Source organism: Cytophagales bacterium, assembly GCA_033344775.1.
Classification (GTDB): Bacteria; Bacteroidota; Bacteroidia; order Cytophagales; family Cyclobacteriaceae; genus JAWPMT01.
The window spans coordinates 2,554,862-2,567,401 of sequence record JAWPMT010000005.1 but is presented as its reverse complement, the minus strand read 5'-3'; the positions used below and the strand labels follow the sequence as shown (position 1 = coordinate 2,567,401).

The 12,540-nt window shown below is 45.0% G+C and carries 11 protein-coding genes; 4 read left to right on the top strand and 7 right to left on the bottom strand.

Annotated elements, in window-relative coordinates; genetic code table 11:
• Nucleotides 1-5 precede the first annotated feature (5 nt).
• Both R8G66_28485 and R8G66_28480 read left to right on the top strand, forming a co-directional pair.
• On the top strand, nt 6-887 hold the full coding sequence (locus tag R8G66_28485; protein ID MDW3196345.1) for a peptidylprolyl isomerase: 882 nt from the start codon (nt 6-8) through the stop codon (nt 885-887).
• Between the two features lie 18 nt (nt 888-905).
• A complete protein-coding gene (locus R8G66_28480; protein ID MDW3196344.1) occupies nt 906-1,811 on the top strand; it encodes an SDR family oxidoreductase in 906 nt (301 codons plus the stop codon).
• Nucleotides 1,812-1,879: 68 nt separating this feature from the next.
• Here the strand turns inward: R8G66_28480 and R8G66_28475 are convergent, their stop codons facing one another.
• From R8G66_28475 to R8G66_28465, 3 genes are all read right to left on the bottom strand, one after another.
• Entirely contained in the window at nt 1,880-2,731 is an 852-nt protein-coding gene (locus R8G66_28475) for a TraB/GumN family protein (GenBank protein ID MDW3196343.1), read from the bottom strand.
• A 117-nt stretch (nt 2,732-2,848) separates the two neighbouring features.
• Nucleotides 2,849-4,933, bottom strand: coding sequence for a PAS domain S-box protein (locus R8G66_28470; protein ID MDW3196342.1), 2,085 nt, complete (start codon nt 4,931-4,933; stop codon nt 2,849-2,851).
• A gap of 114 nt (nt 4,934-5,047) precedes the next feature.
• Complete coding sequence (locus R8G66_28465; GenBank protein MDW3196341.1) at nt 5,048-5,965, bottom strand: M20/M25/M40 family metallo-hydrolase; 918 nt, start codon at nt 5,963-5,965, stop codon at nt 5,048-5,050.
• 128 nt (nt 5,966-6,093) lie between these two features.
• Here R8G66_28465 and R8G66_28460 point away from each other — a divergent pair, with 128 nt between their 5' ends.
• Nucleotides 6,094-6,546: a hypothetical protein gene (locus R8G66_28460; protein MDW3196340.1), complete on the top strand. Its 453-nt coding sequence runs from the start codon at nt 6,094-6,096 to the stop codon at nt 6,544-6,546.
• Here the strand turns inward: R8G66_28460 and sdaAA are convergent.
• Entirely contained in the window at nt 6,529-7,428 is a 900-nt protein-coding gene (gene sdaAA, locus R8G66_28455; protein MDW3196339.1) for an L-serine ammonia-lyase, iron-sulfur-dependent, subunit alpha, read from the bottom strand. The genes R8G66_28460 and sdaAA overlap by 18 nt on opposite strands.
• A gap of 69 nt (nt 7,429-7,497) precedes the next feature.
• Here sdaAA and hemE point away from each other — a divergent pair, with 69 nt between their 5' ends.
• Nucleotides 7,498-8,520: a uroporphyrinogen decarboxylase gene (hemE, locus tag R8G66_28450; protein ID MDW3196338.1), complete on the top strand. Its 1,023-nt coding sequence runs from the start codon at nt 7,498-7,500 to the stop codon at nt 8,518-8,520.
• A 59-nt stretch (nt 8,521-8,579) separates the two neighbouring features.
• Here the strand turns inward: hemE and R8G66_28445 are convergent, their stop codons facing one another.
• From R8G66_28445 to bglX, 3 genes are all read right to left on the bottom strand, one after another.
• On the bottom strand, nt 8,580-8,960 hold the full coding sequence (locus tag R8G66_28445) for a hypothetical protein (protein ID MDW3196337.1): 381 nt from the start codon (nt 8,958-8,960) through the stop codon (nt 8,580-8,582).
• Nucleotides 8,961-9,165: 205 nt separating this feature from the next.
• On the bottom strand, nt 9,166-10,146 hold the full coding sequence (locus tag R8G66_28440) for a bifunctional ADP-heptose synthase (protein ID MDW3196336.1): 981 nt from the start codon (nt 10,144-10,146) through the stop codon (nt 9,166-9,168).
• Nucleotides 10,147-10,157: 11 nt separating this feature from the next.
• Entirely contained in the window at nt 10,158-12,440 is a 2,283-nt protein-coding gene (gene bglX / locus R8G66_28435; protein MDW3196335.1) for a beta-glucosidase BglX, read from the bottom strand.
• Nucleotides 12,441-12,540 lie beyond the last annotated feature (100 nt).

The window sequence follows — 12,540 nt, the reverse complement described above, 5'->3', positions numbered from 1 at the left end:
AGATCATGAACAGGTTAGGAAAATTGGCGATCGGATTTTTGGTGTTGTTTTTAGTGACGGGTGCCCATCTGAGTGCCGATGCTGATGGCAAGCCCAAGCCTAAAAAGAAAGATGATCTGGTCATTATTCACACGCCATTTGGTGACATGACGGTCCTTCTTTATGAAGAAACACCTTTGCACAAAGCCAACTTTTTGAGACTCGCAAAATCGGGTGCCTATGATTCGACGATTTGGCACCGGGTCATTGAGGATTTCATGATCCAGGGTGGTGATGTGACAAAAAAGCAGGGAAGTACAGCAACAGATCTGGATAATGTGCCGGCTGAGCTGGACCGGGGATTCTATCATACCAAGGGTGCGTTGGCTGCTGCTAGAACAGGAGATAATGTCAATCCTGAACGCAAATCTTCTTCCTGTCAGTTTTACATCGTGCAGGGACGTGAAGTTAAAAGAAGGGATCTTGAAGTAGATCCTGCCAATATGCAACGAGGGATCAGCCAGTTGTTGAGCAGCGCTGAATACGACACCATTCGTCAAAAATTTCAAAACCTCTACCAGCAGGGAAAAAACGAAGCGGCAAATGACCTGGCTTTTTCTCTAATTGATCTGTGCGAGGAAAAATTTGACATCAAAATCTGGAAAGATATTCCTGAGGATGTGCTGGAAGATTATGAGAAATTGGGTGGTGCTCCACATTTAGATGGTGCCTACACGGTGTATGGTCGCGTGGTAGAAGGACTTGATATCATTGATAAGGTGGCTGCGGTGAAGGTGAATGGTAGCAAGCCTGCCGAGGATGTTTACATCACGATGGAAGTGGTGAACCTAAAGACCAAAGAGATCACCAAGCGTTATGGATATGTATATCCGCCCGTAGAAAAATGATAGCTTAATCAAAACAGTGTGAAGAAAGTATTGGTAACCGGTTCGAATGGCTTGTTAGGACAAAAACTCGTGGAGCTGTATGCGAACAGAGAAGGCATTGAACTGATCGCAACTGGGAGAGGGGCAGATAGAAATGGTGGATCCAGCCACACTTACTGCACGATGGACATCACCTCACAGGAGGATATCAATGATGTTTTTGGTCGATTCCAACCAGATGCTGTCATCAACTGTGCAGCGATGACCCAGGTTGATCAATGTGAAGAGGACCGGGAAGCCTGTTGGTTACAAAATGTCACTGCTGTGAAGTACCTGATGGAAGTTTGTGCCCAGTACAATTCATTTCTGTTACACTTGTCAACGGATTTCATTTTCGACGGTGAAGCGGGGCCCTATGAGGAAGACGCAACACCAAATCCATTGAGTTACTATGGGGAGAGTAAGCTGGCATCGGAGCAGCTGTTGGTAAATAGCAACATTGAATGGGCCATTGCACGAACAATTTTGGTTTATGGCATTGTTCGTGACATGAGTCGCTCGAATATCATTCTTTGGGTAAAAAAGAGCCTCGAAGAAAGGAAAGAGATCAAAGTGGTAAATGATCAGTGGAGAACCCCTACACTTGCGGAAGACCTGGCGATCGGTTGCGCGCTGATTGTCGATAAGAAGGCCCAGGGCGTATTCAATATTTCAGGGAAAGATTTGCTCACTCCTTATGAAATGGCTTTAAAGACCGCTGAATTTTTCGAATTGGATACGGCTACCATGATGGAGACAGATGGAAGCATCTTCAAACAACCAGCCTCCAGACCTCCAAAAACGGGGTTTATTCTTGACAAAGCCCGAGAGCAATTAGGATACGATCCTCGAAGTTTCGAAGAAGGTATTGCCTATCTGAGTGAGCAGCTGCAAGTAAAGGGTTGATAAATATAATTCAACTATGAAAGTAAACCTTTGAAGGGCTTACTTTCAAAATTCGTGGTAACGAGTTTCTATTTCATCGGAGTAACCGTATACCCAGCTTCTTTCAGCAGGTTAATCACACCTTGCTCTCCACCAAGGTGGCCAGCACCAACACCGATGAATGAGACTTTTTCCTTAGTCAATTCGCCGATTGCCGGAATCCAATTCTGATTGCGCTTAACGAGCAGTTCTTCCATCTCAGTTGTTGTATCGGCATAGGATTCAATGATCTCATATAGCCCATCAATATCTTCTTCCCGATAGGCTTTGACCATGGCCGCAAACTCTTCTCGTGATGCTTCTTCGTTTCGAACCATATCCACGACATCTTTGGCCTGTTCCTGATAAGGGATCTTATCAAAAATAGACATTTGATATTCGATGGTTTCCAGCCCAAGGATTTCCAACTCCTTCGCTTTGGCCATCTGAACGAAGGACATTTCAAAACTCGCAGGAGTGCCTTCAATCAGATTGGTGATCAACATGGAAGAGATCACAAATGGTTTCATTTTATTGACGGCTTCTAATCCAACACCCATTGTTTCTTTCAATGCATTGCTCACAGCTCTATAATCTTCCTCTGAGAAAAGCTGATCCAGGGTGGTTTCGTCCTTCATCATGGCATTTTGCATCATTTTCATCTGCATCTTCGGGTCATCCATATCGATTTCCAGCACGATCTGCTCTGCGGTATTAAATACTTCGGTTACTTTTTCGTTGATTTCAAAGGCTCCCTGTGGGATGAGATGGATTGTTCCATACAGGTAGGAAGTCTGTATGTCATTCCTCTCTATTTTCCATAGAAGTGATTTGCTGTTCGTTTGTGCCTGAATGCTCCACCCGCAGATGAGGAGAAGCATGCCTATCATGAACCTTTTCATTTTCATCTTGATTTTGATGTTTGCTGGATTAGTAGCAAAGAATTTCGAAACCTTACAAAAGGAGCAAGAATTATTTAGAGGCTTCTGAGTTCCGCACAATTGAGTCTTACAATCCCGTTACATGGGTAAGCGGATAGTGCAGAGCACGCCACCCGCTACATTTTCGTGACTCATCATTCCGCTATGTTGCTCAATAAAAGAATAAGCCACTGATAGGCCAAGTCCTGTTCCTTCACCGACTGGTTTGGTCGAGAAAAAAGGCACATAGATGCGACTAAAATGGTCTTCTTCGATGGACTTACCAGTATTGAATACGTTTATCACAACTTGGTCGTCTTTCTTGTCTAAGGTAGAAGTTACCTTGACTTTGCTATTTACGGATTCGTTTTCTGTTTGGAGAGAGAAATAAATGGCATTTTCCAGCACATGGACCAGTGCCTTGATCAATTGACCGGATTGCATTTTCAGCTCGATGGCCGCTTGCAGGTCTGTTTCAAAAATGACATCCAGATCTTCCAGGCTTGGTTCGATCCGTGCAATAGCCCCCTGAATGACTTGATCGATAGGCTTCGTTTCCTTTTGGGTATGCTCATGATAACCATAAGACGCCAATCCTTTGACGATTTTTGAGGTCCTGCTGATCCCTTCCTGCACCCAATGAAAGGCTCCGTCAATTCGTTCCAGGGTAGCGGCCGGTATACTTGCAAGTTCTTCCAACTCCATGTAAGCCTGGCTGATCCCACCCATGATCGTATTCATTGAATTATTCAACTCATGCGCCATTCCGGAGGTCAGGATTCCAAGTGAAGCCATTTTTTCAGATTGGATCAACTGATTTTGGGTCAATTTCAGCCGTTCCAGGGCTGATTGCAATTTCTCTTTCTGAGTGGTCAGGTCCACATTTGAATTTTCGAGGAATGTATTGGCCTTGAGTAATTCTTCATTGAGGGTTTTGATTTCGTTGGTACGTTCCCGTACCAACTCTTCCAATTTATCTTTATGATCGATCAATTCTTGTTCCACCTTTTTCCTGGGAGAGACATCTCTGATCGAAACAAGAAAATGACGCTTTTCACGGTCTAACAATGAGATGCCAATTTCAGAGTGAAACTCTGATCCGTCTGCTTTTTTGTTGACTGTTTCTTCGATGAGCATTTCGCCTTCAAGGGCCTGTGCCACCATGTGTCGAAGACGTTTGTTGTATTCCGGAGTTCGGAACGCTTCGGGTTTTAGCGCCATAGGGTCCAATCCAACGAAAAACTCGCGAGGATACCCAAATAATGCGATCGCTGCTTTATTGCCTTGCAGATAGTGTTTTTTGTGGTCATCGTAGATCATTTTCGCCTCAAACGCATTCTCGAAGAGGTTGCGGTATTTGGTTTCGCTGACCACCAATTCTTGTTCACTGAGGACTTTTTCTAACTCTACACCCAATCGCGACGCGTAGATCTTCAGTATGCCCAGCAGGAAGGCCGGATTTTCAACTGGTTTAGTATCCATGATGGCCAAATGGCCGATGGACTCCTGTTGACTGTTTTTCAGCGCTACTCCAATGTACCCGTCCACATTCCAGACTTTCAGATCCTGATCATCAGGATACACCTCCTGTATTCCCCTTTGGACAGTCAAATGCCCCTTGTGCAGCACATCCAGACAAGGCGTACCTTCCAGCGGATAGGAAAATTGCTTTTGAATTTTGCTGTGTTTGCTCAGTGCCTTTACATCAACTTGTTCTAATGGTCGATTAAAAATGCCGACAAAACTGTATTTCACATTGAGCACATGGGTCAGGGTCAATACCACACTTGCGAATATGGATTGTGTCTCTTCTTCAATGAACCCTTCCGCCAGCCGGCTAAAGATCAGTTCCCGGACCATTTCCTGGGTAATGTTTTCAAAAAGCAACAACGATTCACCGCCTACTTGTTTTTTGGAAACCCGTACCCATCGGAGTGATGCATTAGAAGAATTAAGTTTGATGGATATAGACCCTTCGGAGTAACCGGATTGCATGAAATTTTGGAACGGCCCAAGACTCTCATCATGCACGACATTTTCCACTTGTTCTCCATGAAGCTCAATGTCGGATTTGCCGATAATCCCCTGAAAAGCACGATTGGAGTGGACAATAACGTCCTCCTCCAGGGTAAGAATACCCAGTTCAATATCATTATAAAACGCGATATCAGATGATGTTACCATTAATGGTTTTGATCTAAATGCTTACTCGCCAGGTAGTAAGACAACTGAAAAAAAGAATCGTGTGTTTGAAAAAAATTTACTTGAGAAGACTTTGTCACTGCTTTATTCGTAACGCTATAAAGCCTGAAGTAGATAAGAATAAAGGGCAACCATGGCTTCCAGGTCGGCCACTTGGACGCACTCTTTTGGTGAATGCACGTTGTTTTCCGGGGCACCAATAAAACACCAGTCGAGGCCATGCCTGGAGTGACGGACTTGTGCACCATCGCTTGAGCCGCCCCCTTCAACTTCCAATTGGTAATTGATACCACTTTGTTCAGCCAATTTAATGATGCGGTTGACAAAAGCTCGACGGGGAATGTTTTCATCCCTGATCGAGATGGCTACGCCCTCACCGGCTTTCACTCCTTCGGTGACCCAGGTAATGTCTGAGATGAGTGCTTGCCGAACAGGATATTTTTCGACCAAAGCGTCTAGCAGTGCCGGAACATTGCCTCCACCGATTTCTTCGAAACAAGAAAAAGCCAGCGCTCCATTTTCTAAAGTCTCCGCCACCTTCATGGCAGTGTAGAGTCCAAGACGATTGTCGAGATATGGACCTTGGATTTCGTTCTTGTCAACCTGCACCGGATCACTGAAGGCCAAACTGGTCCCTCTTTCGATGGCGCGGGGGAAATCATGGAACAGGTTATGTTCTTTATCAACTTGTAGCTGGCAGGTGACAGGCCCCAATGAATCCGTTCCGTTTAAGCGATAACCTGTCTCCGCCTGTGGTCCACCAATCGGGATCAATTGATTGCCATAGCGAACCATGAAACCGATCGTATCCATATGGGCGAGTACGACTGTTTTTGGTTCTCCAAAGACCAATATAAATCCGTCACCAAAACGAGGTTCTTCGAGAATGATGGGCTTACATTTCCATTTCGATTGGTTTTTTCTAACATAATCCACCAAAAATTCCTTCATGCGGAACTCTTCACCCGATGGAGAATGTATAGAGGTAAGACGATTAAGTAGCTCCAGGTCCATATTTCAACGCCAAATTAATGCTTTCAATTGAAAGTCATTTTTAAGTTTGCGCATTCAAAATTCTGACGGGAAAACATACCACTTTTTCGTTTGATAACGTATTAATTGAGATAGGCAATAAACTGGTTTTGGAAATCATTCTTCAATATTTTTCAGTCTACATCCTCAGCACCCTAAAATTCATATTTGGGCCTGCATTAGGGGTTACCTACGGGTTGAGTATTCCTGAAACGGTGATCCTCAATACAGCGGGAATGGTTACACCTGCCTATCTGGTTCGGCTGTTTGGTGACAAAATTCGGTACTACTATAAGAAGTGGTTCGTGAAAAAAGATCAGAAAATATTCACCAGGAAAAACAGAACGTTTGTTCGGGTCTGGAAAAAATACGGTTTAGCAGGAGTAGCGTTCCTGGTACCGCTGATTCTGATGCCGATTCCTGGTGCGATCATTGCCAATACCTTCAGTGAAGATACGCGGCCTTATATCCGGTGGCTGTGGATTTTCGGTGCCCTCTATTCCATCTTTATGTCCTTTTTCCTGCGATTTGGAAAAGAGCTGATCTCAGACTTCTTCGTCTAGCATTTCTATGTCCTGAATCAGGACCTTTTTTGAAATGGCTTTTCCGGTAGGCGTAGCGGCCAGACCGCCCAGAGCAGTTTCCTTGTATTTGGTTTCCATGCTCTGACCTATCTCTGCCATGGCTTCCACGCACTCATCTACCGGGATGACCGAACTCACATCTGCCAGCGCAATTTGAGCGGAGGAATTGGCAATGGCTGCGGCGCTGGCATTTCGAACGACGCAGGGTACTTCCACCAGACCAGCGACCGGATCACAGACCAATCCGAGCATGCATTGTATCGTAATTGCGACGGCATTCAGTGCCTGATTATTGGTGCCTCCCAGACAGTAGACGATTGCGGCGGCGGCCATTGCTGCTGCTGAACCTGTTTCCGCCTGGCATCCACCAACCGCCCCTGCAATTGAGGCACGTTTTTCCAAAATGAGTGCCACACCTGCTCCTATGAGTAGCCCTTCTAAAATTTTTTGGTCCTCTAACCCGTGAATTTCCTGAAGCGTGACCATGGTGCCTGGTAAAATACCTGAAGCACCTGCAGTGGGTGCTGCAACAACCCGCCCCATGCATGAATTGACTTCTTTGGCAGCAAGTGCCCTGGAGATCAATGTTTGGAATTCTTTGGACAGGACTGTGACCGGATGTCGATAAACTTTCTTCGCACCATTTTCAATCATGCCGGAGTAGGACTGCATCTCTTCTGACAGTCCCGTTTGCACAGCTTCCTTCATGACCTGATACGCAGTAGCCAAACCAGACCATATTTCTTCCTCCGTGCGCTCACGTTGGGTCATTTCATACTCCAGGACCGGCTGAAAAAGGGGGTAATTTTTCTCCTTACATAAGTTGCGCCAGTCCTCAAAACTTTCGAATAAAAAGCTCATCGGTTTATCACTTTTGGGGTATCGACAAAATTAGTGATTTGAGATGGACTCCTCGCTTATCTTTGCGCGATGGAATTAAAAAATGACCTGATCCTTAGAGCGGCAAGAGGCGAAAAGACAGAGCGAACGCCAGTATGGTTGATGCGTCAGGCTGGCAGAATTCTGCCGGAGTACCGTGAAGTGAGAGCAGGGCTGAGTGGATTCAAAGAATTAGTGGAGACCCCTGAAAAAGCGATGGAAGTTACGATCCAGCCGGTAGATATCTTAGGTGTGGATGCGGCCATTATTTTTTCTGATATCCTGGTGATCCCTGAAGCCATGGGATTGACCTATGAAATGGTCGAAAAGAAGGGGCCATTTTTCCCTAAAACCGTAAAAACAGCTCAAGATATTGAGGACTTACATCTCGTCGAAGGAGATGAGTTACAGTACGTTTATGACGCCATCAAACTGACCAAACAGGAGCTCAATGGTCGGGTGCCTTTGATTGGTTTTGCAGGAGCACCATGGACCATTCTGGCATATATGATTGAGGGGTCAGGTAGCAAAACCTTTTCGGAGGCCAGAAAGTATTTATATCTCCAGCCAGATTTGGCAGTAAAACTGCTGGATAAGATCACCGAGTCTACTATTGCCTATTTGAAAAGACAGGTGCAAGCAGGCGCGGACATGCTCCAGATCTTTGATTCCTGGGCAGGAATTTTACCCGCCAGTCATTATGAAAAATTTTCACTGCATTTCATTAAAAAGATCGTAGAAGCGATTCCAGAAGTGCCCATCACCGTATTTGCTAAAGGTGCCTATTTTGCCCTTGGAGCCATGAAAGACGTGCCTTGCCGTACCATTGGACTAGATTGGAACATGAGTGTGGAGAAAGCCCGGCAACATTTTCCGGATAAGACCCTTCAGGGAAATTTGGACCCATGCGCCTTGTATGGAACTTATGACCAGGTGAAGGCAGAGACTAAAAAAATGCTGGATCGTTTCAAAGGTCATTCACATATCGCTAACCTGGGTCATGGGGTGTATCCGGATACCGATAAAGACAAGGTGAAGTGCTTTATTGATACGGTGAAGGAGTATACGAGCTAGGAGAAGAAATTTTTAGAATCAAGTACCAGAAAAGCCGTTTCGATCTGGCTACGTAAGGGTTATTTTATTCGAAGATTATAAAGTCTGGGAATGAACGCCATTTTTGGATCATCTTCTAAGTAAAAGATTGCCATGCTATCTCCCTCTTTAAGATATCTTCTAAAGGCGGAACGGTATTCGTAGTGGTGCGTCCTTCCATTTGCTACGTATTGGAAAATATACTCCTTGACTGTTCGGTTATTGTGTTCGAGGTTCGTGTTAGAGATGCGAGTGATTTCAGCTTCAGTCTTCATTCCATACCTCAAAATGTAACTTCCATTTTTAACCATTCTTACTTTTCTGTTCACGAAAAATCCGCCAATTGCTAACAATATTAGGGCCAATAGGCCTTCTGTTTTAGGGTAAGCTAAAAATGGAGCCACAATTCCTATGACTGACATACCTTCACCAATCATATGCGGAGGCGTGCTGAAATAAATGATTAGTTTTTGCCAGATTGTGACACTTTGCATTTTAGTTGATTGAATCTATGGTATTAACGAATTCTAATATCGTCAAATCAATGATAGCGAATAAGGAAGCTGTAAACTTTCTGCTAAAAACTGGTTTCTTATCTTGTATACAGCCGCTCAGTGGAGGGCGAACTTACAAATTCTGCTCTATCTCAGCTATCAACCTGTCTCGATCAATAGGAACAATCCCAGGTGATTCACAGACAATTCCGCCTGCCAGATTTGCTAGTTGCGCGATTTCTTTGGTTGAAGCTCCTGCCGCCAAACACAGGGCTGCTACCGCTATTACGGTATCTCCTGCGCCTGAGACATTGGCGATGTTTCGGACATGGGCTGGAATGGTTCCTTGGTCCTCAGCATTTTTGTAGAATACTCCATGTTGCGAAAGGGTAACCAGCGCTTGCTGGAATTTTAGTCGAGTCATCAATTCCGATGTTGCTTCTTCAATATGCTCGGGTAGAACTTTTCGCTTAAGTCCTTCACTGAGTTCCTTCAAATTGGGCTTGAACAAAGTCACACCGATGTAATCCATGAAGTTGTCTTTCTTAGGATCTACCAGAGTAGGAATTCCATGCCGCGTGGCAAGACCAATTACTTCTTCAATGACGCGTTGGTTGAGACATCCTTTGTCATAATCCTCAAAAACCACGGCATCATAATCACTTATGTGCGCTTTGATGCGGTCAAGTAGTGCCTGTTCCTCTGATTCATTGAGTGCGTGTTTGTCCTCCTCATCGAAGCGTAGCAGGTGTTGTGCGTTGCTGATGATCCTGCTTTTGACCGTAGTTCTGCGGTTCGAGCTGTGACAAAGCCCTTCGGACCAGAGACCATTTTCTTCTAATAGACGAAGGAGTGTTTCACAATGACTGTCTTTGCCTGCAACAGCAAATAAATGTGCAGTCGCGCCTAAAGACTCAATGTTCAAAGCCACATTGGCGGCACCACCCAGACAGTTCTTTTTATGAGTGACATCTAAAACGGGTATGGGGGCTTCAGGAGAGATCCGGTTTACATCACCGTAGATGTAAGCATCTATCATTACATCACCAACGACGAGCACCTTAAGTTGCTTGAAAGCTTCAAATAACTCAAGTAAACCGTGCTTGTCATCCATGTGATTTCATTTTAGAATTCGATTGTTACGTCTTTGGCCAGAAAGTCCTCTGAACTTGAACCAACCATGACTCGAAATTCACCATCTTCTGCGTAAAACTGGTAGTCTCTGTGATAAAATCCCAGATCTTCTTCATTCAATGTGAATTGAACGTCGACAGTTTCTCCTGCCTTCACCATGACCTTTTCGAAATCTACCAATCGCTTGATGGGTTGTGTTTCAGTTGCAAAACGGTCCCATATGTAAACCTGTACTGTTTCTACGCCATCCGTTGATGAGGTATTTTTCACCTGAATGCTGACATTGGCTTCGCCAGTTTTTGATGCTACTTCCAGGTTTTTGTACTTAAAAGTTGAATAGCTCAGGCCATGGCCAAATGGGAAAACTGCTTCTTTAGGTCCATCGGTATAATGCCCCCAGAATACCATACCCGCATCAAAATCATTGGGAACAGGCCGTCCACTGTTTTTCTTGTTGTAGTAAAATGGCTCTTGACCTACATGATGAGGAAAAGACACAGGCAGTTTTCCTGAAGGATTCACATCCCCAAAGAGTACATCGGCTACGGAATTGCCCATCTCAGACCCAAGGAACCAAGTTTCCAGAATGGCAGGTGCTTTTTCTTCAATTCCCGGAATAGCCAGCGGTCTTCCATTCATCAGTACAACGACCACATTTTTGTTGACCTTAAGAATTTCTTCAAAAAGTTCTTCCTGATTGCCTTTCAAAGTAATGTCTACCTGACTTCTGCCTTCGCCTGATTGATAGCAATCTTCACCCATCGCCAGGACGACTACATCACTTTCACGCGCCAGTTGCACCGCCTCAGGAAATTTGGAACGATCACCTTCAACAATATCCAGCTCATAAATGAAGGCCCGATCACCTTTTGTCAAGGTGTAGCCCTGCGCGTAATTTACCTGATCGGTATTGTCTACTGCATTTTGAACACCTTCCAGAATAGAGACACCAGAATTACGGACAGCCTGTGCTCTCCAGCTTCCCAGGACTACATCTTTACTCTGGCCTAATTGACCGATCACTGCGATGGATTTACCCTTTTTGGGCAGAGGCAAAAGGTTTTTGTCGTTCTTTAACAATACAATGGATGCGCTGCCTACTTCACGTGCAGCCACTAAATTTTCCTTCGTCAGCAGTGAAGTTTGCTCTCTTTCTTTGTTCGAGTATCGATAAGGGTCATCGAACAATCCTAACTCGAATTTCAATTTCAGAATGCGCTTCACGGCATCATCTAATAGCGCTATATCTACACTTCCCTTTTCAATTAATTGCGCCAGTTCTTCCTCATAGACCTTTGCTTCCATGTCCATGTCACAACCCGCTTCGAAGGCTAACTTTGCGGCCGCTTCACGGTCTTTGGCATAGCCATGAGGGATCAACTCATTGATAGAAGCCCAGTCTGAAAGGACCAATCCTTCAAAACCCCAAACACCTTTCAATGTTCCTCTCATCAGGTATTCATGCGCAGTGGCTGGAATTCCATTGATGTCCTGGAAGGCATTCATGACGGAAGAAACGCCAGATTCTACGGCCGCTTTGAAAGGAGGGAGCGCCACGTTATACATGGTTTGGTCACTGATATCTACCGAAAAATAATCGAGACCCGCTTCTACAAAACCATAAGCAGCAAAGTGCTTGGCGCAAGCGGCGACAGTATTCAGTTCTGATAGATCGTTCCCTTGCAATCCTTCTATCCAGGCTTTGGCAAAATAAGCATTCAACAACGGATCTTCACCAGCGCATTCCATGATGCGTCCCCAACGAGCATCCCTGGCCACATCGATCATCGGACCAAATGCCCAATGTAACCCTGTGGATGACATTTCTTCAGCAGCTACTCTGGAAGCCTTTTGACCCACATTTTCGTCCCAACTGGCAGCCTGCCCCAGGGGAATGGGGAACATGGTTTTGTAGCCATGAATGACGTCATATCCGAACAATAGAGGAATACCCAGTCTGGAATTTTCGACCGCTAGTTTTTGTGCCTCGTAGGTGCCTTCCGCTGTGAGGACATTCAGCATGGCGCCAACCCGTCCCCTTTTGATCATTTCCGCCTTGTCCTGACTGTTGGCATCGGCAGGTACAGGACCGGTAAACTCCCAGGTGCCATTGTACATATTGAGCTGACCAACCTTTTCTTCCAGGGTCATCAATGCGAGTAAGCTGTCGACTTTTTGGTCAGTACTTTTCTCTATTGGGGTACTCATGGATTGGAAAGCAAACAGGCCGACGATCAGGCCAATGATCAATAACAATGGGACAATTCGTTTCATTATTTCTCGGTTTCAAAAAAATGGATTTTGAAGTTAGAGAAATAATTGAGTGGCCAGTGGATTTAAGCCAACTGGCCTTGCTTTTTGAACCGATACCATT